Genomic DNA, 21,849 nt, shown 5'->3' on the forward strand with positions numbered 1-21,849 from the left:
GGCCCTCCCCTTGACCGGGGAGGACCGCCTCGCAGTTCGAACAGGTTGGAACGACTGATCCGGAGGATCAGAAGTCCATGTCGCCACCCGGCATGCCGCCGCCCGCGGGGGCACCGGCCTTCTCGGGCTTGTCGGCGATGACGGCCTCGGTGGTGAGGAAGAGCGCGGCGATGGAGGCCGCGTTCTGCAGGGCGGAGCGGGTGACCTTGGCCGGGTCGATGATGCCGGCCGCGATCAGGTCCACGTACTCGCCGGTGGCAGCGTTCAGGCCGTGGCCGGCCGGAAGGTTGCGCACCTTCTCCACCACGACGCCGCCCTCGAGGCCGGCGTTGAAGGCGATCTGCTTGATCGGGGCCTCAAGGGCGACCTTGACGATGTTGGCGCCAGTGGCCTCGTCGCCCTCCAGCTCCAGCTTGTCGAAGATGATCCCGGCCTGCAGCAGCGCAACGCCACCACCGGCGACGATGCCCTCCTCGACAGCGGCCTTCGCGTTGCGGACGGCGTCCTCGATGCGGTGCTTGCGCTCCTTGAGCTCGACCTCGGTCGCGGCGCCGGCCTTGATGACGGCCACGCCGCCCGCGAGCTTCGCCAGGCGCTCCTGGAGCTTCTCGCGGTCGTAGTCCGAGTCGCTGTTCTCGATCTCGGCGCGGATCTGGTTGACCCGGCCGGCGACCTGGTCGCTCTCGCCGCCACCGTCGACAATGGTGGTCTCGTCCTTGGTGATGACGACCTTGCGGGCGCGGCCCAGCAGCTCCAGACCGGCGTTCTCCAGCTTGAGGCCGACCTCCTCGGAGATGACCGTGCCGCCGGTGAGGATGGCGATGTCGCCGAGCATGGCCTTGCGGCGGTCGCCGAAGCCCGGGGCCTTGACGGCGACGGACTTGAAGGTGCCGCGGATCTTGTTGACGACCAGGGTCGACAGGGCCTCGCCCTCGACGTCCTCGGCGATGATCAGCAGCGGCTTGCCGGACTGCATGACCTTCTCCAGGATCGGGAGCAGGTCCTTGACCCCGCCGATCTTGGAGTTGGCGATCAGGATGTACGGGTCCTCGAACGAGGTCTCCATACGCTCCAGGTCGGTGGCGAAGTAGGCGGAGATGAAGCCCTTGTCGAAGCGCATGCCCTCGGTGAGCTCGAGCTCCAGGCCGAAGGTCTGCGACTCCTCGACGGTGATGACGCCTTCCTTGCCGACCTTGTCCATCGCCTCGGCGATGAGCTCGCCGATCTGCGGGTCGGCGGCGGAGATGGAGGCGGTGGAGGCGATCTGCTCCTTGGTCTCCACGTCCTTCGCCAGCTCCAGCAGCTGCGCGGAGACGGCCTCGACGGCCTTCTCGATGCCGCGCTTCAGAGCCATCGGGTTGGCGCCGGCGGCTACGTTGCGCAGACCCTCGCGGACGAGGGCCTGGGCGAGCACGGTGGCGGTGGTGGTGCCGTCGCCCGCGACGTCGTCCGTCTTCTTGGCGACCTCCTTGACGAGCTCGGCACCGATCTTCTCGTACGGGTCCTCGAGCTCGATCTCCTTGGCGATGGAGACACCGTCGTTGGTGATCGTGGGGGCGCCCCACTTCTTCTCCAGGACGACGTTGCGGCCCTTGGGGCCGAGCGTGACCTTGACAGCGTCGGCGAGCTGGTTCATCCCGCGCTCAAGGCCGCGACGAGCTTCCTCGTCGAACGCAATGATCTTGGCCATGGAAGTGGTCCTCCCGGACAGGGTGGCTGCGTGTGGACCGCGCTGGCGCCCGCGACGGACGGACCCGGCCTGCGGCGGTCACTTCCCGCCGCGTCCGGGGCCTCACCTACCCGGCCCGTTGTCACTCTCTACCTCAGAGTGCTAACGCCAATGATTAGCACTCTGCCCCCTTGAGTGCAAGCAGATGGGTGATCAGACAGCCGCCTGCCGGGGACCCCGGACGCCGGTAGGCCCGCACCCCGAGGGGTACGGGCCTACCGGAAGACCTGCGTTGTGCTTCGTTCGGAACGAGGCTCGGCCGGTCCTGTCACTAGTCAGCGATCGCTCACCGAGCGGTCACACCACGCGGACCATGTCCGCCTGCGGACCCTTCTGACCCTGCGAGATCTCGAACTCGACCCGCTGGCCCTCTTCGAGCGACCGGTACCCGTCCATCTGGATCGCGCTGTAGTGGACGAACACGTCCGCACCACCGTCGACCGCGATGAAGCCGTACCCCTTCTCCGCGTTGAACCACTTGACGGTGCCCTGAGCCATTCCAAACTCCCCTATTACTGGCCCTTTCACGGACCGCACTCCGCGGACCGGACCGAAGGCGCCGCGCAACCCGCAACGCTTCGACCGACGCTGAATGTATCCACTCGGGTGCCCTCAGCAACAGGGCATAAGTGAGGGAATTCTTGGGAGGCCTTAACGGGCGGAGCGATTGTTATCGCAACAAAGGTCCGCAAAATGACCCGGACATAGTGGACCTATGTGTCATTTCGCTTAAGAATTTCTGACGCCCCAGTGACAGCTCTGCGCCCACCGCTGTCTCAGTCAACGGGACAGGTGGGGATTGGCCGCTCAGCAACAGGGGTAACCGGAAGCCACTCTACCTCTCCCGGACCACCGCACCGCACCGGGGCACGGCCGGCCCTCGACGGGGCGCACCACGAGGGGAGGTGACAAAGCGAAAGCCGGGACGCCCCCGAAGGGACGCCCCGGCCTGCCCGCGATTACTGCGGCGAATTTCAGCCACCCGCGACGGCGGGAATGATCGAGACCCCGGCGCCGTCCGGAGTGGCCGTTTCCAGGCCGTCGGCAAAGCGCACGTCGTCCTCGTTCACATACACGTTCACAAAGCGGCGCAGCTTGCCGCTGTCGTCGAGGATCCGGCCGCGGATGCCGGTGTGGTTGGCCTCCAGGTCGTCGATGACCGCGGCGAGGGTGGCACCCTCGGCCGCGACCTCGGCGGCACCGCCGGTGTAGGTGCGGAGGATCGTCGGAATGCGGACGGAGACACTCATGCGAGGCCAGCCTCTCGGAACGAGTCAAGGGTGGGACGGATGGTGGCGGACAGGCCGGTGGTGGGCTCCACCGCGTCCAGGGTCTTCAGACCGTCGCCGGTGTTGAGGACCACGGTCTCGGCGGTCGGGTCGAGCAGCCCGTTCTTGATCAGCTTCTGCAGCACGCCGACCGTCACCCCGCCGGCGGTCTCGGCGAAGATGCCCTCGGTGCGGGCCAGCAGCTTGATCGCGTCCACCACCTGCTCGTCGTTCACATCCTCGACCGCGCCGCCGGTGCGCCGGCAGATGTCCAGGACGTAGGGGCCATCGGCCGGGTTGCCGATGGCCAGCGACTTGGCGATGGTGTCGGGCTTCTGCGGCCGGATCACGTCATGGCCGGCCTTGAAGGCCACCGAGACCGGGGAGCAGCCCTCGGCCTGGGCCCCGAAGATCTTGTACGGCTTGTCCTCGACCAGGCCGAGGGCGATCAGCTCCTTGAGCCCCTTGTCGATCTTCGTCAGCTGCGAGCCCGAGGCGATCGGGATCACGATCTGGTCCGGCAGCCGCCAGCCCAGCTGCTCGCAGATCTCGTACGCCAGGGTCTTGGAGCCCTCGCCGTAGTAGGGGCGCAGGTTGACGTTGACGAAGCCCCAGCCCTCGCCGGCCGGGTCGCCGATCAGCTCCGAGCAGAAGCGGTTCACGTCGTCGTAGTTGCCCTCGATGCCGACCAGCTCGCCGCCGTACACCGCAGCCATCACGATCTTGCCCTGCTCCAGGTCGTGCGGGATGAACACGCACGAGCGCAGCCCGGTCCTGGCGGCGGCCGCGCCGACCGCGCCGGCCAGGTTGCCGGTGGAGGAGCAGGAGAGGGTGGTGAAGCCGAAGGTGCGGGCCGCCTCGACGGCGATCGCGACCACCCGGTCCTTGAAGGAGTGGGTGGGGTTGCCGGAGTCGTCCTTGACGTACAGGCCGCCGGTGACGCCCAGCTCGCGGGCCAGGTTGTCGGCCTTGACCAGCTTGGTCCAGCCGGGGTTCAGGTTGGGCCGGGAGGCGACGTCGGCGGGGACCGGCAGCAGCGGCGCGTAGCGCCAGATGTTGGTGGGGCCCGCCTCGATGCGGGCGCGCAGTGCCTCGGGGTCACCGGTGGGCAGCTCGTAGGCCACCTCGAGGGGTCCGAAGCACTCGATACAGGCGAAGTCCGGAGCGAGTGCGGTACGCGCGCCGCACTCCCGGCAGGACAGCGCGACGGCGGGTCCGAAGGATTCGGCGGTCACAACGGACTCGGTGGTTACAGCAGCCATGATGGCGAGGCCCTCTCTCCTCATCTTCCCCGCGGCGCGTCTCGCCGCAGGACGGAATTGGCACCTTCCCCACCAGGGCCTCAACAGCTTGAGCTGCGGCTTTGCTGGCAGGAGGGTTGCCGGGACTTCAACGGGCCGTTCCCTCAGTCCCTCTGGATGAGCTCTATGGCGATCCGGGCTCCGCAGCTCGCTGCGGACGCTGCCCGGAAGGCATTTGTGGTGACAACGGTTAGACCCGCCGTGCGGCGGCAACGTGTCGTCCCCAAGACTGTAACCGAAGCCCCGCCCACCGATCACTGGCTGTCCGCGAGGCGAGACACCCGGCACCACCGGAGTTCCGGTGCCACCACCCGAGGAGTCCTGTGCTTGACGAGGTCGCCGACTGGCTGCGCCGCCGCTCCTGGACGGCCGCCGACCGACCGCTGCCGGACCTGCTGGCCGCCAAGCAGGCCGGCGGCACCACCGTCAGCGTGGTGCTGCCCGCGCTGGACGAGGAGGCCACCGTCGGCGGGATCGTCGCCGCGATCCGCCGCGAGCTGATGGAGGCCGTGCCGCTGGTGGACGAGCTGGTCGTGGTCGACTCCGGATCCACCGACCGCACCGCGCAGGCCGCGGCCGACGCCGGGGCGACGGTGGTGCACCGGGACTCGGTGCTCCCCGAGCTGCCCGCCGTGCCCGGCAAGGGCGAGGTGCTCTGGCGCTCACTGCTGGTGACCAGCGGCGACCTGGTCTGCTTCATCGACGCCGACCTGCGCGAGTTCGACCCCGCCTTCGTCTCCGGGATCATCGGACCGCTGCTCACCGACCCGGACGTGGCCTTCGTCAAGGCGATGTACGACCGGCCGCTGGAGACCGACACCGGCAGCATCCCGGCCGGCGGCGGCCGGGTCACCGAGCTGGTCGCCCGCCCGCTGCTGAACCTCTACTGGCCGCTGCTGGCCGGCTTCGTCCAGCCGCTCGGCGGCGAGTACGCGGCCCGGCGCAGCCTGCTGGAGCGGCTGCCCTTCCCCACCGGCTACGGGGTGGAGCTGGGCCTGCTGGTGGACGCCCTGGAGCTGGCCGGCCTGGACGCGCTGGCCCAGGTGGACGTGGGCGTGCGGCACCACCGGCACCAGGACGCGCTGGCCCTGGGCCGGATGGCGGCCAGCATCCAGCTGACCGCCCTGGACCGGCTGGCCCGCAGCAACCGGATCAAGGCCACCGACGACCTGGCCACGCCGACCCTCACCCAGTTCACCCGCACCGCGTCCGGCTTCACCCCGACCACGGTCGACCTCCCGACCACCGAACGTCCGCCGATTGCCACGCTGACCGGCCCGGACGTTTGACCCCGCTCCGCACAGGCAAGGCTCTGCACCATGGTCAACGCAAGTCCGTCCACACCGCCGCAGGCCCGGGTCCTGCTCGCCTCCAACCGGGGGCCGATCTCCTTCACCGTGGAGGACGACGGCACGCTCACGCCCCGCCGCGGCGGTGGCGGGCTGGTCTCCGGCCTCAGCGCCATCGGCGACGAGATCGAGTCGGTCTGGGTCTGCGCCGCGCTCACCGAGGGCGACCGCGCCGCGACCCGGCAGGGCAAGCTGGGCGACCCCTCGGTCCGCATGCTGGACATCGACGCCGGCACCTTCGCCCGCGCCTACAACGGCATCGCCAACTCCACCCTGTGGTTCGTCCACCACCTGATCTACAACACCCCGACCACGCCGGTCTTCGGCTCCTCCTTCCGTCGCGAGTGGGCCTCCTACGAGGCCTACAACCGGGCCTTCGCCGAGGCCCTGGCCGAGGCCGCGGCGCCGGGGGCGACCGTGCTGGTCCAGGACTACCACCTGTCACTGACACCCCGGCTGCTCCGGGAGCTGCGCCCGGACCTGCGGATCGGCCACTTCTCGCACACCCCGTGGGCCCCGCCGGACTACTACCGGCTGCTGCCCGACGACATCGCCAGGGACGTGCTGGTCGGCATCCTCGGCGCGGACCAGGCCGGGTTCCTCACCCGCCGCTGGGCCTCGGCCTTCGCCGACTGCTGCGAGGCGGTCCTCGGCGCCGAGGTCGACCGGAGCGCGCTGACGGTCACCCACGAGGGCCGCACCACCCGGCTCGGCGTGCACCCGCTGGGCGCCGACGGCGACTTCCTGCGCGAGCGCGCCCACCGGCCCGACGTCGACTCCCGGCTGGCTGCCCTGCGCGAGGCCGTCGGCGACCGGCGCACCATCGTCAGGGTCGACCGCACCGAGCTGTCCAAGAACATCGTCCGCGGCCTGCACGCCTACCGGCACCTGCTGCACACCCGTCCGGAATGGCTGGACCGGGTCGTCCACATCGCCTTCGCCTACCCCTCACGGCACGACCTGCCGGAGTACCGCGAGTACACCGCCTCGGTGCTGCGGGTCGCCCAGGAGATCAACGACGAGTTCGGCACCCCCGACTGGCAGCCGGTGCTGCTCGCGGTCGACGACGACTTCGCCCGCTCGCTCGCCGCCTACCGGCTCGCCGACGTGGCCCTGGTCAACCCGATCAGGGACGGGATGAACCTGGTCGCCAAGGAGCTCCCGGTGGTCTCCGACGACGGCTGCGCCCTGGTGCTGTCCCGGGAGGCCGGCGCCTACGAGGAACTGGGCGAGGACGCGGTGACCGTCAACCCGTACGACGTCATCGCCACCGCGGAGGCGCTGCACACCGCGCTCACCATGCCCGCGGCGGAGCGGGCCGACCGCTGCAAGCGGCTGGCCGAGGCGGGCACGGCGCTGCCGCCGTCGGCCTGGTTCCTGGAGCAGTACCGGGCCCTGGCGGGTGATCAGCTGCAGGAGTAGTTGAAGACGGCGGTGCCGGTGGCCGAACCGGGCGAGAGGATCTTGACGGTCGCCGTCCCCTGGAAGTTGCCCTGCCCGGTGACGGTCCAGCGCAGCGGGAGCTGCACCTGGTGCACGCCGGACGGGACGGACTGGGTCAGCGTCCCGCTGACCGTGCCGTCGCTGCGGACCCACTGGTAGTGGACCTTTCCGGACCCGCCGTTGGTGTGCAGGGTGGCGGTGACCAGCTCCGTCTGGCCGCAGGTCAGATTGGCCTTGTCCGCGGCGACCGTCACCGAGCTGATCGACACCGGGGTGGCGAAGTGCTGCCAGAGCAGGAACCCGATGACCGCGAGCAGCACCAGCCCCGCCAGGATGTAGCGCCCGGGATGGCGTCGCTTCTCCTCGGACCGCCCGTGGTGCGGAGCGGCCTCCGGCCCGGGAGCGTTTCCCTGCCAGACGTCGATGGTCCGCGCGGTCCTGGGGTCGGGCACCCCGGGCCCGAACCGGATCAGGCTCTCCGCCGACGCCTGCTCCTCCGGAGGGGGGACCGGCGCGAACACCGAAGGCGGCGCCTCGTACCCCGGCGCAGGCGCATAGCCCCCACCGAGGTGCACCGTCCCGGTATCGGGCGGAGGAGCACCGAACCCGCCAAGGTTCACCGTACGGTTCTCCGGCGGGGGCGCGTCCTGGGGTTCGTCGAAGATGCTCATCCGATGCACGTCTCCGCTTCGAATTGGGAGGGACTGCCGTTGGCTGCGGCGGGGCTGCTGCTGAGCGTCACGCCCGCGTAGCCGCAGTTGTACGGAAAGTTGAACGTGCCCACGGTGATCCGGACATAGGACGTCTTCCCGGAAATGGTCACCGACTGACTACCGACGGCCTTGGCCCCTTCGAGCGTGGCCGCCGAACTCTGGTACCCGACTCCCGTCAGGGTGACCGCTCCGGTGCCGCTGGTCTTGACGTTGGCGACGAGTGTGGCGGTGGTTCCCGAGAGGCTCCAGACGTCGATGGTGAGCGACAGCACCTGGACTGCGGGCGGGGCTGAACTGCTGGGCGGGGTGGTCGTGGGCGGCGCCGTAGTAGGTGGTGCCGTGGTCGGCTTGGTGGTGGTTGGGGCTGCCGTGGTCGGGGCGGCTGTGGTGGGTTTGGCTGTGGTCGGGGTTGCTGTGGTCGGTGGGGCGGTGGTCGGGGGCGGAGTAGTGGGTGTCCCGCCCTGGGGCGAGGTTGCAGAGGCCGAGGCCGAGAGTGAGGGTGATGCAGAGGCCGAAGCCGATGGGGTGGGGGTGCCGGGGGGAAGGGTGACGGTCACCGGTGGGGCGGAGGGCGAGACGCTGGTGACGACGATCGGGGCCGGGTCGGCCACCGTGGTGGTGGTCCCGCCTATGACGCCGGAGGCGTAGCCCCCGCCGAGGAGGCCCAGAACGATGCCGCCCGCCAGACCCGCGACCAGCACCCGCTTGCGGATGATCCGGCCACCGAGCCCCCCGCCGAACCCCGCTCCCGCCCCGGCGCCGGGCCCCTCGCCCAGCGTGGTCTTGGCCAGCGCCGTGGTGCCGTCCGGCAGGCCCCCCGCAGAGGGGAACAGCAAGGGCAGCAGCGCCGCGAGCGCAGCGAGCTTGCGCTGGCCCCGCTCCTCCCAGTCCTCGCCGTAGGCCGTCCCCGCGACCGCCTCCAGCTCGGCGACGAACTCCGCCGCGCTGTCCGGCCGTTCCCCCGCGGTCTTGGCCAGGCCGCGCCGGATCAGCGGACGGACCGGTTCGGGTGCCTCCTCGTCCGGGATGGGCGCCTCGGTGTGCTGCACCACCAGCTCGGCGAACTCCGTGCCCGGGTAGGGCCGGTGGCCGGTCAGGCACTCGAAGAAGGTGGCCGTCGCGGCATAGACGTCGGCCGCTGCGGAGGCCGGATCGCCGGCCCACTGCTCGGGTGCCATGTAGGGCGGGGTGCCGGCGATGCCGCCGGCGTCGCCGTTGCGCACGGCGATGCCGAAGTCGACCAGTTTGGACGATCCGTCAGCGTCGACCAGGACGTTCTCAGGCTTGTAGTCCCGGTGCACCACCCCCATCGCATGCGCGGCCGCCAGGCCCAGCAGCGAGCCCTTGAGCACCACCAGGGCGGCTTCCGGTCCGGTCGCCCCGGCCTGCCGCAGCAGCGCCCGCAGGGCGATGCCGTCGACCAGCTCCATCACGATGGCGGCGCCCTGCGCCCCCTCCACGTACTCCCACAGCCGCACCACGTGCGGCGTGTCCAGGTCGCCCAGCAGTCGCGCCTCGCCGCGGAACTCCTCCAGGAAGTCCGGGTCGAGCCGCAGCTCCTCCCCCAGGTACTTGATGGCGACCGGCGTGCCGGTCTCCTCGTGCAGCGCCAGCACGACGCGCCCGCTCGCTCCTGATCCCAGTTCCCGGGTGTGCCGGTATCCGGGTACGGTCCAATCCATTGTCGCTACCCCCATGCGTCACAGGGAAGGTAGCGCCTCGGGGGACCGGCCGCATGGCTCGAAATGCCACCGTTATCCGGCAAAAAGCCCTTCGTTGACGGATGGTCAGACTACGAACCGTTGATGCCGGTCAGCATCCGAGGGCGTCGGCCAGCGCCTCCAGGAGCGCGACGACACCCTCGGGGCCCGGCACCACCAGGTCGGCCCGGTCGGCGAGGGCCCGGACCGGGGGCTCACCGGTCGTGGGCGCACTGCACACCAGTAGGCCGTCGACCGTACCCGCGGCGCGCAGCGCGTCGACCGCGTCATAGGCGGCCAGGTCGCCCAGGTCGTCGCCGGCGAACAGCACCGAGGCGGCGTCCTGCTCGCGCAGGAACGTGGTGAGGGCCACGCCCTTGTCCATCCCCGGAGGACGCAGCTCCAGCACCATCCGCCCGGGCTCCACCGCGAGCCCGTGCCGGGCGGCGGCAGCGCGCAGCGGCGCGTCCAGGGCGGCGAGGGCGGCGTCGGGGTCGGCGGTGCGGCGGGTGTGCACGGCGAGGGCGTGGCCCTTGTCTTCTACAAAGACACCAGTCTCCAACCAGACGCCGGCCTGGCCGCCCAGCAGTCCGGGGAGCTCCTCGCGGAGCAGGGCGATCCCGGGCAGCGGGTCGGGGGTGGTGAGCCGGCCGGTGGCGGCGTCCCAGCGCTGCAGGCCGTACTGGCCCAGCACGGTCAGGTGCTCCAGGCCGGGGACGCCGGCGAACCCGCCGTACTCCACGGCGGTGGCCGCGGGGCGGCCGGTCACCACGGCCACCGCGGCGAGGCGGGGCGCGAGGCGCGCGAGCACGGGGACCACGCCGGGGTGGGCGCGGGCCTGCTCGGGGTCGGCGACGATCGGGGCGAGGGTGCCGTCGAAGTCGAAGGCCGCCACGGCGCGGGCCGGGTTCTTCCTGATCGCAGTGAGACCGGCTTCGCCGGCGGGGAACGTGGGTTCGGGGAGAGCCATGTGTCCGACCCTACGTAGTGGATGGCTTGTCGCGCAGTTCCCCGCGCCCCTGAGCATGTGCAACTGGGCCAGCTGCAGACCTCAGGGGCGCGGGGAACTGCGCGAACAACCACGCACTCAGGTGCACCCGACCGCTAACGCCGGGCCCTCCGCGCCTCCCGCAACCTCCGCAACCGGTTGACCAGCACCGGGTCATGGGCCAGCGCCTCCGGACGGTCCAGCAGACCGTTCAGCAGCTGGTAGTACCGCACCGGCGCCAGCCCCAGCTGCTCCCGTATCGCCGCTTCCTTCGCCCCCGGCGTCCGCCAGGCGCGAGCCTCCAGCGCCAGGACGGCGCGGTCCCGATCGGTGAGTTCGTCCACCCGCCCAGCCCTTCCGCTCCGTATGACGATACGACCTGTCATTCTGCCGTCCGGGTACGACACACACTGCTGCTGCCCGGCCGCCGCCCCCGGAGGCTAGCGTCGAGGCCATGACCAGCATGAGCTTCGCCGTACACATCCCGGACGCCGATCTGGAGCCCGATCCGCTCGACCCGTCGCAGATCATCGCGGGCAGCCCCGAGGTCTCCGGCAAGGTCCTGTGGGAGTCCGAGGACGGGCGGCAGATCCGCGGGATCTGGCAGATCACCCCGGGCACGGTGAGCGACACCGAGGCGAACGAGCTGTTCGTGGTCGTCAGCGGCCGGGCGACGATCGCCGTCGAGGGCGGCGACACCTTCGACGTCGGCCCCGGCGACGCCTGCGTGCTGCGCGAGGGCGACCGGACGGTGTGGACGGTCCACGAGACCCTGCGGAAGGCGTACCACATCACCCTCGGCTGACCGGGGGACGAAAACCTGGAACGGCGGAAGCGCGGGCCCCGGGAACCACCGGGACCCGCGCTTCGTGCTGCCTGCCCGGAAGGGCTACTTCACCGAGCCGGAGGTGAGGCCGGAGACGACCTTGCCCTCGATCAGGGCGAACAGGATGATCACCGGAATGGTGGCGATCACCGAGCCGGCGAACAGGTGCTGCCAGTCGGTGGAGTACTGGCCGATGTAGTCCGAGGTCTTGACCGTCAGCGGCTGCTTGTTGAGCGAGGAGATCAGCGTCAGGGCGACGATGAACTCGTTCCACGCGGCGATGAAGGTGAAGATCAGCGCGGTGACGATGCCGGGCATCGCCAGCGGGATGATCACCCGGAACATCGCGCCGATCCGGCTGCAGCCGTCGACGACCGCGGCCTCCTCGATCTCCTTGGGGATCGCGCCGAAGTAGGCGTTCAGGATCCACACCGCGAAGGCCATGTTGAACCCGGCGTTCACCAGGATCAGCGCCCAGACCGAGTCGATCATGTTGAAGGTGAGGAACTCGCGGTAGATGCCGACGATCATCGCGGTCGGCTGGAACATCTGGGTGATCAGCACCAGCAGCAGGAAGACCTTCTTGCCGCGGAAGTCGCGCCGGGCGGTGTAGTAGGCGGCCGGGATCGCCACCAGCAGCACCAGCGCGGTGGAGCCGACCGCGATCTCCAGGCTGACCGACAGGTTGGTGCCGAGCCCGGTGGACCAGATGTTGGTGAAGTTGGAGAAGTCGAAGTGGTGCGGCAGGTAGTCGCGGTCCTTGATCTCACCGGCCGGCCGCAGCGCGGTGATGACCATCTCGATGTACGGCAGCAGGAAGACGAGGCCGATCACATAGGCGCTGCCGGCCAGGACGACCGTCCTGAGCCGCGGCAGGTTGCGGCGCTCTGCGGGCCTCCGGCGGGACCGCGCGGGCGCGGCGATGCTCTGGGTGGTCATGTCAGTCCTCCGCGGAGTTCCACTTGGACGCCCGCAGGAACAGCAGGACGATCACGATGATGAAGCCGAAGTTGACCACCGACATCGCCGCGGCCTCGCCGATGCTCGACTGCTTGAGCTGGTACATGAAGATGGTGGTGGTGGCCGACTGGCTGCCGGGGCCGCCGCCGCTCAACTCCCAGATGATCGGGAAGGAGTTGAAGACGTTCATCACGTTGATGAGCGCCGCAACCAGCAGCGCGGGGCGCAGCAGCGGAAGGGTGACCGACCAGTACGTCCGCAGCGGGTTGGCCCCGTCGAGCTTCGCCGCCTCGTAGACGTCGGAGGGGACCGCCTGCAGGCCGGCCAGCAGGGCGTAGGTGGTGAACGGGATGGAGACGAAGACCGCGACGAAGACCGCGCACCAGAAGGCGGTGGTCGGGTCGCCGAGCCAGTTGGTGTCGTTGGTGTTGAAGTTCTTCACCAGGCCGAGCTGCTTCAGCAGCACGTAGACGACGCCGTTGTTGGGGTCCAGCATCCACTTGAAGATGATCGAGGTCATCACCACGGACGCGGCCCAGGGGGCGATCAGGGCCCAGCGGGCGAAGCGGCGGCCCGGGAACTCCTTGTTGAACAGCTGGGCGACGCCCAGCGAGATCAGCACCGTCGCCCCGACCACGGCCACGACCCAGACGACCGTGCGCACGACGACTCCGCCGAGGTCGGCCTCGTCGAAGAGTCTGGTGAAGTTGTTCCAGCCAGCGGACCCGACCAGCACGCCCAGGGAGGAGTAGTGCTCGCGGGAGGTCTGGAACATCGCGATGACCGGCCAGATCACCACGAAGAGGATCAGGCCGGTGGCCGGACCGATCCAGGGCAGCGGTGCCAGTGCCCGTACCAGCCCACCCTTGCGGCGCGGTCGCCGGGGTGCGCCGCCCGGGTCGGGAGCCGACCCCCGCACGCCGGCATGAGTCGTTTGCGTCATGGTCTTCTCCATGCGGTGCGCGCCGGAGGCCGGCGCAGCGAGAGGACTCGCTGCGCCGGCCGCCGGCAGTGCGGATTGACTTCGTGCGGATGGACTAGTTGTTGGCGGTGGCGAAGGTCTGCAGCGCGCCGAGGACCTTGCTGGGGTCGGTGCCCTGGGCCGCGGTGCCGATGGTCTGCTGGATCTTCGACTTGAGGGTGTCCCAGTTGGAGTTGGTCGGGTAGACCACCGCGTTGGGGACGGTCGCCAGGAAGCCGGCCGCGACCGGGTCCGAGGCCGAGAGCGACTGCGACGCGCTGGTCGTGGCGGGCAGCAGCGAGTACTCGTTGTCGAACTGGATCTGGTACTTGTCGGCGTAGGCGAAGTCCAGGAACTGCTTGATCTGGGCCGCGTGGCCGCCGGACTTGAAGGCGGTGATGTCGTCGTGGACCGCGAGGGCCTGGGTCAGCGGGCCGGTCTTGCCGGGCATGGTGACGACGCCGTAGTCGTCCTTGGTCAGCTTGCCGGCCTTGGTGATGGACGGGATCAGCGCGCCGGAGCCGCCGGCCATGCCGACGGTGCCGTCGGCGAACCCGGCCCAGATGTCCTTGGTGCGGTTCACGGTCGCCGGGCTGGGCTCGGTGTCGCCGGCCTTGACCATCGAGGTCAGGAAGTTGAAGGTCTCGATGTTGTTCGCCGAGTTGATGTCGTACTTGCCGGAGGAGTCGACGTAGCCGCCGCCGTTGCCCAGCATCCACAGGTAGGCCTCGGCCTGGGCCTCCTCGGGGCCGAGCGGCAGGCCGTAGCCGATGGTGCCGTTGCCCAGCGCCTTGATCTTGGCGGCGTCGGTCTGGATGTCGGCCCAGGTCTTCGGCGGGGAGGCGATCTTGGCCGCGGCGAACAGCTTCTTGTTGTAGAAGAGCGCGCGGGAGCTGGTGGTGAACGGGGCGCCGTAGGCGACGCCGTCGGTCTCCTCCTGCTTGGCGAAGACCGGGATCAGGTTGCTGATGGTGCTGGCCGACATCACGTCGGTGAGCGGGTACAGCAGGTTGCTCGCGGCCAGCTCCTGCGGCGCGTCGCCGAGCAGGATGTCCGGGTACTGCTTGTTCTGCAGCTGGGTGGCGACCTGGTCCCAGTTGGTCCAGGCGACGATCTGCACCTGGACGGTGATGGTCGGGTTCGCCTTGTGGAAGTCGTCGACGATGCCCTGCCAGTACTTCTGGGAGCTGTCCGGGCCACCGGGCGTGCCGTAGTCGGGAGCGAGCAGCTTGAGGGTGACGTTGCCGCTGGAGCTCGACCCGGACGACTTCGAACCACTGCTGCTACAGGCCGTGAGGGCCATCACGCCCGCAACACCGAGCGCAGAGAGAGCAAGCAAACGACGCTTCACTGGAACTACCGCCTTCGCAGATGCGAACCCGGTCCTGGCCGGGTCCGAATGTGAGTCCAAGGTCGGCAGTGGTGCCTCGAGATCTGCCGTCCCCGTTGTGACGGTCAGTCTGGCCACGCGTCGCGCAAGAGGTCTACACCATTTACCGAATCGCTGGACTTCGTTGCAGCCTGCGCAACGACTATTCGGACAAAAGGTCTGAATATCCGTCAGTCACCCTGCCTTTGGGGGCATCCAGATGTCCTACAGTGACGATCGCGCAGGTTCTCCCGATGAATTTTGTGGAACAGCCTTGCGGAATCGCTGGGCCGGTGACCTGCGATTCCACTTGGTCTAGACCACAGAGCAGGGTCGATCGACATCCCCGCAGCTCAGGACGGTGTCACTGCTGCGTGACGCTCGGTAGTGGCACGGCAACAAATCCACCGATTCCGGCCCAGTTGCTGGTTGGACCAGACCAATCAGCAAACTGGACTAGACCTCTACTCCCTTGGAAAGGGACACTGTCCCCCGTGAAGCACGTCATCGCACTCGATGTCGGCGGGACCGGCATGAAAGCCGCGCTCGTCGCCCAGGACGGCACCCTGCTCCATGTGGAGCGCCGTCCGACCGGCAGGGAGCAGGGCACCGACGCGGTCGTCGCCGGCATCCTGGACTTCGCCGCGCACCTGCGCGACGAGGGGCTGCGCCGTTACGGCACCGCCGCCTCGGCCGCCGGCGTCGCCGTCCCCGGGACCATCGACGAGGAGCACGGCATCGCCCTGTTCTCCGCCAACCTGGGCTGGCGCGACCTGCCGCTGCGGCAGTTGCTCGGCGAGCGGCTGTCCGACCACGGCGAGCCGCTGCCGGTGGTGCTCGGGCACGACGTCCGCACCGGGGCCTTCGCCGAGGGCCGGATCGGGGCGGGGCGGGGCGCGGACCGGTTCTTCTTCGTCGCCCTGGGCACCGGGATAGCCGGCGGCTACGGGATCGGCGGACGGATCGACGCCGGCGCCCACGGCAACGCCGGGGAGATCGGCCACATCGTGATCCGTCCCGACGGGCCGCCCTGCGGTTGCGGGGCCCGCGGCTGTCTGGAGACCCTGGCCTCCGCCGCCGCCGTCACCCGGGCCTGGGCCGCGGCGAGCGGCGACCCGGAGGCCGACGCCGCCGACTGCGCCCGCGCCGTCGAGGCCGGGGACGAGCGCGCCCAGCAGGTGTGGGCCGACGCGATCGCCGCCCTCGCGGACGGCCTGATCGTGGTGCAGAGCCTGCTCGACCCCCGCACCGTGATCCTCGGTGGCGGGCTGGCCGAAGCCGGTGAAACGTTGTTCACACCCCTGCGTGCGGCGCTCCAGGAACGGATCACGTTCCAGGTGCCCCCCACGCTCGTACCGGCGATGCTCAAAGACACCGCCGGATGCCTGGGCGCAGGGCTGCTCGCCTGGGATCTGCTCTCACTGGAGGTGACCGCGTGAGCAACGCGGACCGCACTGTGCTGACGGGGGCCAGGCTCGTCCTGCCCACCGGCGTCGTCGACAGCGGACGGCTGACCATCGAGAACGGTCAGATCGTCGATGTCCGCAGCGTCGAGGTCGGCAGCGCCGACGCCGACGCCGGCACCGCCGACGGCAGCCCGGCTCCCCCGGTCGGAGCAGCACCTCCGCTTGACCTCGGCGGCCTCACCGTGGTCCCCGGCTTCGTGGACATCCACGTCCACGGCGGCGGCGGCGCCTCCTACGCCTCCGGCATCGCCGAGGAGGCCCTGGTCGCGGCCCGTACCCACCTGGAGCACGGCACCACCACCACCCTCGCCAGCATGGTCACCGGGGAGATCGACGAGGTCTGCCGGCAGGCCTCGGTGCTCAGTGAGCTGGTCGAGGACGGGCTGCTGGCGGGGCTGCACTTCGAGGGCCCCTTCATCAGCATCAACCGCTGCGGGGCGCACCAGCCCGACCTGCTGCGCGACCCCGACCCGGCGCTGGTGCGCAAGCTGGTGGACGCCGCCCGCGGCACCGCGAAGATGGTCACCCTGGCCCCCGAGCTGGACGGCGGCATCGAGTCGATCCGGCTGCTCAAGGAGCTGGGCGTGATCGCGGCCATCGGTCACACCGACGCCAACTACGACAAGGTGCTGGAGGGCATCGAGGCCGGCGCCACGGTGGCCACCCACCTGTTCAACGCGATGCCGGCGATCGGCCACCGCGCGCCCGGCCCGATCGTGGCGCTGCTGGAGGACGAGCGGATCACCGTCGAGCTGATCGGCGACGGCGTGCACCTGCACCCCGCCGTCGTCGACCTGGCCATGACCGGCGCGGGCCTGGACCGGGTGGCGCTGATCACCGACGCCATGTCGGCGGCCGGCTTCGGCGACGGGCTCTACCCGCTCGGCCCGCTCCAGGTCCGGGTGGAGGACGGGGTGGCCCGGCTGGTCGAGGGCGGCTCCATCGCGGGCAGCACGCTCACCCTGGACGTGGCCTTCCGCCGCGCGGTGGCGCTGAACGGCCTCTCACTGGTCCGCGCGGCCCAGGTGCTGTCGCTGAATCCGGCCCGGCTGCTCGGGGTGGCCGACCGGGTCGGCTCGATCGAGACCGGCAAGGACGCCGACCTGGTGGTGCTGGACGACGCCCACGAACTGGTGGCGGTGATGCGCCGGGGCGAGTGGGTGGTCGGCGCGGAGCGGTTCCAGTCCCCGGCCCAGGTCTGATCCGCCGCCCGCCGTTCCACGCCCCCGTTCCACGCCGAAGCCCCCGCGGAGACGACCGCGGGGGCTTCGGCGCAGGACGGTGCGGGGGCTACGACCAGGGACGGGTCTTGTCCTTGGTCACCCCGAGCTGGTCGATGTTCACATTGCCCTGGCCGGCGCCGCTGTCGCTGATCACGATGGAGTTGCTGCCGGCCTTCAGGTCCACCTGGGTCCAGGAGGACTGCCAGGCCTTGTCCCAGTCGGTGGCCTTGGTGAAGTTCGACAGGTTCATCGGCGAGGTGTTCGCCGTGCCGTTGACGGTGACCGTGGCCGCGCTGTCGGCGCCGGCGTTGGCGAAGTGCACCCACAGGTAGTACTGGCCGTCGGTGGGGATGGTGACGGTCCAGGTGATGCTCTGGCCCTGGGCGGTGAGCGGCACGAAGCCGCCGTCCGAGGAGGCCGCCCCCTTGTGGTTGTTCATCACCGCGGCGCCGCCGCCCAGCGTCAGCTTGTCGGCGTCGGTCGGGGCCGGCAGCGCGCCGGTGGCCGAGGCGGAGGCGGACGCCGAGGCGCTGTCCGAGCCCTGGCCGGACGCCCCGGTGGAGGCGGCCGCGCTGGTGCCGGCGCCGGCGGTGGCACCGACCGGCTTGCCCTGGTTGCTGAAGACCGCGACACCGATGCCGATCGCCACGGCCACGACCACCGCGACGGTGCCGTACATCACTCCGCGACCGCCGCTGCGGCCGCCGGAGCGGGCACCGGCCCGGCCGCCGGGCGGCGGGGGCTGGTACCCGGGCTCGGCGGACTGGTAGCCGGGCTGCTGCTGGTATCCGGGCTGCTGCGGCTGGTAGCCGCCGGGGGCCTGGGACGGTGCCCGGTACTGCGCGGTCGGCTGGTCCTCGTAGGCCGACTGGCCCGGGCCCGGGTAGCCGGCCTGGCCCGGCACCTGGCCCTGGCCGGGGCCCTGCTGCGGGCGCGGCTGGCCGTACTGGGTCCGGCCGACCTGGGTGGCGTGCTGGTACGAGGTGCGCGGCACGCCGGGGAGCGGCGCGGTCTCCTGCGCGGCGCCGCCGTCGGCCCCCTCGCCCCGGTACAGGTAGGCGAACGGGTCGTCGTCCTCGGGCACGCCTTGGTTCTCGGGCGACATCGAGATATCAACTCCCCAGCAGTGGAAGACCATCCGCTCCCGCACGAGCGGAGGAAGGGTCACGCTACATGATCGACACCAGGCGTCACACCCGCCCGCCGGGGTCGGCGGGCACGCCCTATCCCGTGCACACTACCCGGCTCGGGCGACACGCAGGTAAGCGCCGGAGGACCGGAAGTGCCGTCCGCCGCCCGCGCCCCCGGGTCAGCCCGCGCGCCGGTGCGAACGGTTTCCGCCACTCGCGGCCCCGGCCCTGGCCCGCTTCTCCAGGTACATCCGCTCGTCGGCGGTGTGCAGCACTTCGTCGATGGACATCCCGCAGCCGGCCCAGCCGATGCCGAGGCTCACACCGACCCGGACCGCGCGCCCGTCCACCCGCATCGGCGGGATGATCGCGGTGCGCAGCCGCCCGGCCAGGTCCTTGGCCTCGTCCCGGCCCAGGCCGTCGGCCAGCACCACGAACTCGTCGCCGCCGAGCCTGGCCACGGTGTCGCCCTCACGGACCACGTGCTGCAGCCGCCGGGCCACCTCGATCAGCACCGCGTCGCCCGCGCCGTGGCCGAAACGGTCGTTGATCGACTTGAAGCCGTCCAGGTCGCAGAAGAGCACCGCGAGCCCGCGCCCGCCGCGCGCCTCGGCCGCGGGATCCTCCGGCAGCACCGCGTGGACGTGGTCGAAGCCGCCCTCGTAGGGGCTGCCGCCGTAGCTCGCCAGCTGGTAGCCGTGGTCCTCCGGGCCGCCGGCCGCGCCGGCCACCGCGCGCACGTCCGGCTCCTGCGGGTGCTCGCACAGCCGCACCCGCAGCCGGGCCTTGAGCTCGGCCGCGTTCGGCAGGCCGGTCAGCGCGTCGTGGCTGGCCCGGTGCACCAGCTGCAGCTCATGGCGCTTGCGGTCCTCGATGTCCTCGACATGGGTGAGCAGGAAGCGGGCCCCCTCCTCGGTGTCGGCGACCACCGAGTTGCGCAGGTAGACCCACTGGTAGCCGCCGTCCCGCCGGGCCAGCCGCACCTCGGCGCGGCCGTTCTCGGCGGAGACCCGGCGCAGCAGGCCCTCGTCCTCGGGGTGCACCAGGTCCTCGAAGCCCTGCCGCTGCAGCGAGGCCCTGGGCCGGCCGAGCAGCCGGCACAGGGCGTCGTTGACCCGGGTGAGCTTGCCGCGCTGGGCGCCGTGCAGCTCGGTGATGGCCATCCCGCTGGGCGCGTACTCGAAGGCCTGGCGGAAGCTCTCCTCGCTGGCCCGGAGCGTGTGCTGCTCGCGTTCCAGCCGGATCAGCGCCCGCTGCATCTCGGCCCGCAGCCGGGCGTTGCCGATCGCGATCCCGGCCTGCTGGCTGAACATCTCCAGGGACTCCCGGGTCCACTGCCCGGGTCTGCGCCCGTTGCGCGGACGGTCCACCGACAGCACTCCCAGCAGTTCGCCGCCGAGGCTGTACATCGGGGCCAGCAGCACGTCGTCGGGGTGCCAGGGGTCGAAGGAGGCGGACTCGACCGGGGCGAGCTCGCCCCCGGAGATGCCGCCCCAGGTCGGGATGTCGGGGTTGCAGGCCCAGCTGCGCTCGTGCGGGACGAAGACCAGGGAGCCCCAGACCTCGCCGACGTTGAGCAGCCGGTTCCAGGACTCGCGGGAGCCGACCTGGCCGAGCAGGCTGTCGATCCCGCCCTCGGTGTTCTCCTCGGCGGCGCCGTCCCAGACGGCGGCGATCACCAGGTCCCCGTCCGGACGGACCAGGTTGACCACGGCGGCCTCGAAGCCGAGGCCGTTCACGGCCCCCTCGACCACCGCCTGGAGGGTTCCGGCCAGGCTGCGGGCGGCGTTGAGGTCGGCGATGACGCGGTGCAGGGTGCGCAGGGTCGCGAGTCGGACGTACGGCTCGGACTCGGTGTCCATCACGCACTCCCTCCGTGACATGCGACCTGACGGTACGTCCTGATGACGTCTCAGTAGTACGACTGCGCAGAGCCGGCCCCGCGTGGTGCCTGTCATGCCTATGGTCCGATTGCCAAACAAACTGAATCACAGGGAGCACATCAATCGGCACGCTGGGTCAGCAAATGAACGTCACTTGTGACCCAACTCACACAACTCGCCAGTCCCGATAACCAGTTCATCCTGGGCAAACCGTGCCAATACGCACCCGGGCCCCTCCCTCTACCTCGGACGGGCGTGCCAAGAACTGAAGGCATCATCCCGCCGCCAAGGCCTAAGTGTTCACTCCTAAGGGTGAAAACGCGCGTTTCCCCCACACTCCTCTGTCTGTTCCGTCACTTCACGACGGCAGAGACCCGCTCCCGGCCCGCCTAGGACCTTCGCCCGGGGGCGGGCTCGGTCCCAGGTCCGATGCGGACCGCGGTCGGGCGAAGATACCGTGCGTAGCGTGTACCAAGCCGCAACCCCCTCGCCGCACCGTCCCGCCGCCCCCGCCTCCGCCGCCGCACCGGCCGCGGAAGCCGTGGAGGCCACCTCTGAGGCCTTCCGGGCCGCCCTGGGCCAGCTGGCCTCCGGCGTGGTCCTGCTGGCCGCCCACGACCCCGACGACGGGCCGCGCGGCGAGGACATCGGGATGACCGCCACCGCCTTCCTCTCGGTCTCCCTGGAACCGCCCCTGGTCCTGGTGTCCGTGCGGGAGGACTCCCGGATGGAGGAGGCGCTCACCAGGGTCGACCACTGGGCGGTCTCCGTCCTGGCCGCCGAGCAGCGGCAGACCGCGGCCCGCTTCGCCATGAAGGGCCGGATCAGCGACCGGCTGCTCTTCGCCGACCTGCCGCACCACCGCGGCCCGGCGAGCGGGGCCCCGCTGGTGGACGGGGCGCTGGCGACCGTGGAGTGCCGCACCGAGCAGCGGATATCCGCCGGCGACCACGTCCTGCTGATCGGCCGGGTGCTGGACGCGCGGATCGCGCACCACGACGGCGGCCCGCTGGTCTACTTCCACGGGCAGTACCGCCGACTGGACTGACCCGGCGGCCGAGCTGACCCGGCGTCAGTCGAACCGGCCCGAACGCCCCCGCTTCACGTCCGCCCGCCGCTTCTTGTCGGTGAGCCTGCGCTCCACCACACCGCGGCTGGGCCGGGTCGCCCGGCGCGCCCGCGGCGGCGGGGCCACCGCATCGCTCAGCAGCGCCCCGAGCCGCACCGCGGCGGCCTCCCGGTTGCGCCACTGCGAGCGGTGCTCGGAGGCCCGCACCACCAGCACGCCCTCGTCCACCAGGCGTCCGGCCAGGCGCTCCAGCGCCCGCTCCTTCCACACCTGCGGCAGCGCCGCCGAGGCGGCGATGTCGAAGCGCAGCTCCACCTGGGTGTCGGAGGTGTTCACATGCTGGCCGCCCGGGCCCGAGGAACGCGAGAAACGCCACTGGAGCTCGGCGTCGGGAACGACGACCGAGCCACGGACGCGGACGGGAAGGGACATGCCCCCATGATCCCCGCTTCCCGCCCGGCTCCGCCAGGG

20 protein-coding genes and 1 riboswitch are annotated in these 21,849 nt (G+C 70.7%); of the genes, 6 read left to right on the forward strand and 14 right to left on the reverse strand.

Annotation, left to right across the window (positions count from 1 at the left end):
• Positions 1-67: 67 nt before the first annotated feature.
• The 4 genes from groL to thrC form a co-directional block, all read right to left on the reverse strand.
• Complete coding sequence (gene groL / locus ABUW04_RS26830) at positions 68-1,690, reverse strand: chaperonin GroEL (RefSeq protein ID WP_380566883.1); 1,623 nt, start codon at positions 1,688-1,690, stop codon at positions 68-70.
• A 336-nt stretch (positions 1,691-2,026) separates the two neighbouring features.
• Complete coding sequence (locus ABUW04_RS26835; protein ID WP_030255564.1) at positions 2,027-2,227, reverse strand: cold-shock protein; 201 nt, start codon at positions 2,225-2,227, stop codon at positions 2,027-2,029.
• Between the two features lie 476 nt (positions 2,228-2,703).
• Positions 2,704-2,979, reverse strand: coding sequence for a MoaD/ThiS family protein (locus tag ABUW04_RS26840; protein ID WP_030255566.1), 276 nt, complete (start codon positions 2,977-2,979; stop codon positions 2,704-2,706).
• Positions 2,976-4,259 carry a threonine synthase gene (gene thrC / locus ABUW04_RS26845; RefSeq protein ID WP_380566884.1) on the reverse strand — a complete coding sequence of 428 codons (1,284 nt, stop codon included), beginning with the start codon at positions 4,257-4,259 and terminating at the stop codon, positions 2,976-2,978. The genes ABUW04_RS26840 and thrC overlap by 4 nt, the downstream gene beginning before the upstream one ends.
• Positions 4,260-4,276: 17 nt before the next feature.
• A riboswitch (SAM riboswitch) is annotated at positions 4,277-4,422 on the reverse strand.
• 199 nt (positions 4,423-4,621) lie between these two features.
• Between thrC and ABUW04_RS26850 the strand changes: the two genes are divergently transcribed.
• Both ABUW04_RS26850 and ABUW04_RS26855 read left to right on the forward strand, forming a co-directional pair.
• Complete coding sequence (locus ABUW04_RS26850) at positions 4,622-5,587, forward strand: glucosyl-3-phosphoglycerate synthase (RefSeq protein ID WP_030255572.1); 966 nt, start codon at positions 4,622-4,624, stop codon at positions 5,585-5,587.
• Between the two features lie 30 nt (positions 5,588-5,617).
• The gene (locus ABUW04_RS26855) at positions 5,618-7,069 is read left to right on the forward strand and encodes an alpha,alpha-trehalose-phosphate synthase (UDP-forming) (RefSeq protein WP_380566885.1); all 1,452 of its coding nucleotides are present in this window, start codon (positions 5,618-5,620) and stop codon (positions 7,067-7,069) included.
• On the opposite strand, the gene ABUW04_RS26860 is transcribed toward ABUW04_RS26855, so the two are convergent.
• The 4 genes from ABUW04_RS26860 to ABUW04_RS26875 form a co-directional block, all read right to left on the reverse strand.
• Positions 7,054-7,761, reverse strand: a complete 708-nt coding sequence (locus tag ABUW04_RS26860) for a hypothetical protein (RefSeq protein WP_380566886.1) — start codon at positions 7,759-7,761, stop codon at positions 7,054-7,056. The genes ABUW04_RS26855 and ABUW04_RS26860 overlap by 16 nt on opposite strands.
• Positions 7,758-9,485, reverse strand: coding sequence for a serine/threonine-protein kinase (locus tag ABUW04_RS26865; RefSeq protein WP_380566887.1), 1,728 nt, complete (start codon positions 9,483-9,485; stop codon positions 7,758-7,760). Before ABUW04_RS26865 ends, ABUW04_RS26860 begins: the two co-directional genes overlap by 4 nt.
• A gap of 130 nt (positions 9,486-9,615) precedes the next feature.
• Positions 9,616-10,473 carry a trehalose-phosphatase gene (gene otsB / locus ABUW04_RS26870; protein WP_030255582.1) on the reverse strand — a complete coding sequence of 286 codons (858 nt, stop codon included), beginning with the start codon at positions 10,471-10,473 and terminating at the stop codon, positions 9,616-9,618.
• A gap of 134 nt (positions 10,474-10,607) precedes the next feature.
• A complete protein-coding gene (locus ABUW04_RS26875; protein ID WP_030255585.1) occupies positions 10,608-10,835 on the reverse strand; it encodes a DUF3263 domain-containing protein in 228 nt (75 codons plus the stop codon).
• 110 nt (positions 10,836-10,945) lie between these two features.
• Here ABUW04_RS26875 and ABUW04_RS26880 point away from each other — a divergent pair, with 110 nt between their 5' ends.
• Positions 10,946-11,296, forward strand: a complete 351-nt coding sequence (locus tag ABUW04_RS26880; protein WP_030255588.1) for a cupin domain-containing protein — start codon at positions 10,946-10,948, stop codon at positions 11,294-11,296.
• A gap of 84 nt (positions 11,297-11,380) precedes the next feature.
• Here ABUW04_RS26880 and ABUW04_RS26885 read toward each other — a convergent pair whose 3' ends face one another.
• From ABUW04_RS26885 to ABUW04_RS26895, 3 genes are all read right to left on the reverse strand, one after another.
• On the reverse strand, positions 11,381-12,256 hold the full coding sequence (locus ABUW04_RS26885; protein WP_030255591.1) for a carbohydrate ABC transporter permease: 876 nt from the start codon (positions 12,254-12,256) through the stop codon (positions 11,381-11,383).
• A gap of 1 nt (position 12,257) precedes the next feature.
• Positions 12,258-13,220 (reverse strand): carbohydrate ABC transporter permease, encoded by a 963-nt coding sequence (locus ABUW04_RS26890; protein WP_051725445.1) that lies wholly within the window; start codon positions 13,218-13,220, stop codon positions 12,258-12,260.
• A gap of 94 nt (positions 13,221-13,314) precedes the next feature.
• Positions 13,315-14,541: an extracellular solute-binding protein gene (locus ABUW04_RS26895; RefSeq protein WP_037595645.1), complete on the reverse strand. Its 1,227-nt coding sequence runs from the start codon at positions 14,539-14,541 to the stop codon at positions 13,315-13,317.
• Positions 14,542-15,101: 560 nt separating this feature from the next.
• On the opposite strand from ABUW04_RS26895, the gene ABUW04_RS26900 reads away from it, so the two are divergent.
• On the forward strand, positions 15,102-16,046 hold the full coding sequence (locus ABUW04_RS26900) for an ROK family protein (RefSeq protein WP_030255596.1): 945 nt from the start codon (positions 15,102-15,104) through the stop codon (positions 16,044-16,046).
• Entirely contained in the window at positions 15,989-17,275 is a 1,287-nt protein-coding gene (nagA, locus tag ABUW04_RS26905) for an N-acetylglucosamine-6-phosphate deacetylase (RefSeq protein ID WP_380566888.1), read from the forward strand. The genes ABUW04_RS26900 and nagA overlap by 58 nt, the downstream gene beginning before the upstream one ends.
• An 88-nt stretch (positions 17,276-17,363) precedes the next feature.
• Here nagA and ABUW04_RS26910 read toward each other — a convergent pair whose 3' ends face one another.
• Complete coding sequence (locus ABUW04_RS26910; RefSeq protein WP_030255600.1) at positions 17,364-18,401, reverse strand: CBM35 domain-containing protein; 1,038 nt, start codon at positions 18,399-18,401, stop codon at positions 17,364-17,366.
• Between the two features lie 204 nt (positions 18,402-18,605).
• Positions 18,606-20,288: a diguanylate cyclase domain-containing protein gene (locus ABUW04_RS26915; RefSeq protein ID WP_030255602.1), complete on the reverse strand. Its 1,683-nt coding sequence runs from the start codon at positions 20,286-20,288 to the stop codon at positions 18,606-18,608.
• A gap of 487 nt (positions 20,289-20,775) precedes the next feature.
• On the opposite strand from ABUW04_RS26915, the gene ABUW04_RS26920 reads away from it, so the two are divergent.
• A complete protein-coding gene (locus tag ABUW04_RS26920; RefSeq protein WP_380566889.1) occupies positions 20,776-21,357 on the forward strand; it encodes a flavin reductase family protein in 582 nt (193 codons plus the stop codon).
• A 24-nt stretch (positions 21,358-21,381) separates the two neighbouring features.
• Here ABUW04_RS26920 and arfB read toward each other — a convergent pair whose 3' ends face one another.
• A complete protein-coding gene (gene arfB / locus ABUW04_RS26925) occupies positions 21,382-21,810 on the reverse strand; it encodes an alternative ribosome rescue aminoacyl-tRNA hydrolase ArfB (RefSeq protein WP_030255605.1) in 429 nt (142 codons plus the stop codon).
• Between the last annotated feature and the right edge of the window lie 39 nt (positions 21,811-21,849).

The organism is Streptacidiphilus jeojiensis (assembly GCF_042510965.1).
GTDB classification, from domain to species: Bacteria; Actinomycetota; Actinomycetes; order Streptomycetales; family Streptomycetaceae; genus Streptacidiphilus; species Streptacidiphilus jeojiensis.

What these genes read in the sequence shown, in the direction of transcription:
- ABUW04_RS26860 (WP_380566886.1), bottom strand. Translation starts at nt 7,761, where the DNA reads ATGAGCATCTTCGACGAACCCCAGGACGCGCCCCCGCCGGAGAACCGT.
- ABUW04_RS26910 (WP_030255600.1), bottom strand. Translation starts at nt 18,401, where the DNA reads ATGTCGCCCGAGAACCAAGGCGTGCCCGAGGACGACGACCCGTTCGCC.
- ABUW04_RS26855 (WP_380566885.1), top strand. Translation starts at nt 5,618, where the DNA reads ATGGTCAACGCAAGTCCGTCCACACCGCCGCAGGCCCGGGTCCTGCTC.
- ABUW04_RS26890 (WP_051725445.1), bottom strand. Translation starts at nt 13,220, where the DNA reads ATGACGCAAACGACTCATGCCGGCGTGCGGGGGTCGGCTCCCGACCCG.
- otsB (WP_030255582.1), bottom strand. Translation starts at nt 10,473, where the DNA reads ATGGCTCTCCCCGAACCCACGTTCCCCGCCGGCGAAGCCGGTCTCACT.
- ABUW04_RS26840 (WP_030255566.1), bottom strand. Translation starts at nt 2,979, where the DNA reads ATGAGTGTCTCCGTCCGCATTCCGACGATCCTCCGCACCTACACCGGC.
- groL (WP_380566883.1), bottom strand. Translation starts at nt 1,690, where the DNA reads ATGGCCAAGATCATTGCGTTCGACGAGGAAGCTCGTCGCGGCCTTGAG.
- ABUW04_RS26835 (WP_030255564.1), bottom strand. Translation starts at nt 2,227, where the DNA reads ATGGCTCAGGGCACCGTCAAGTGGTTCAACGCGGAGAAGGGGTACGGC.
- ABUW04_RS26885 (WP_030255591.1), bottom strand. Translation starts at nt 12,256, where the DNA reads ATGACCACCCAGAGCATCGCCGCGCCCGCGCGGTCCCGCCGGAGGCCC.
- ABUW04_RS26865 (WP_380566887.1), bottom strand. Translation starts at nt 9,485, where the DNA reads ATGGATTGGACCGTACCCGGATACCGGCACACCCGGGAACTGGGATCA.
- nagA (WP_380566888.1), top strand. Translation starts at nt 15,989, where the DNA reads ATGCCTGGGCGCAGGGCTGCTCGCCTGGGATCTGCTCTCACTGGAGGT.
- ABUW04_RS26880 (WP_030255588.1), top strand. Translation starts at nt 10,946, where the DNA reads ATGACCAGCATGAGCTTCGCCGTACACATCCCGGACGCCGATCTGGAG.
- arfB (WP_030255605.1), bottom strand. Translation starts at nt 21,810, where the DNA reads ATGTCCCTTCCCGTCCGCGTCCGTGGCTCGGTCGTCGTTCCCGACGCC.
- ABUW04_RS26915 (WP_030255602.1), bottom strand. Translation starts at nt 20,288, where the DNA reads ATGGACACCGAGTCCGAGCCGTACGTCCGACTCGCGACCCTGCGCACC.
- thrC (WP_380566884.1), bottom strand. Translation starts at nt 4,259, where the DNA reads ATGGCTGCTGTAACCACCGAGTCCGTTGTGACCGCCGAATCCTTCGGA.
- ABUW04_RS26895 (WP_037595645.1), bottom strand. Translation starts at nt 14,541, where the DNA reads ATGGCCCTCACGGCCTGTAGCAGCAGTGGTTCGAAGTCGTCCGGGTCG.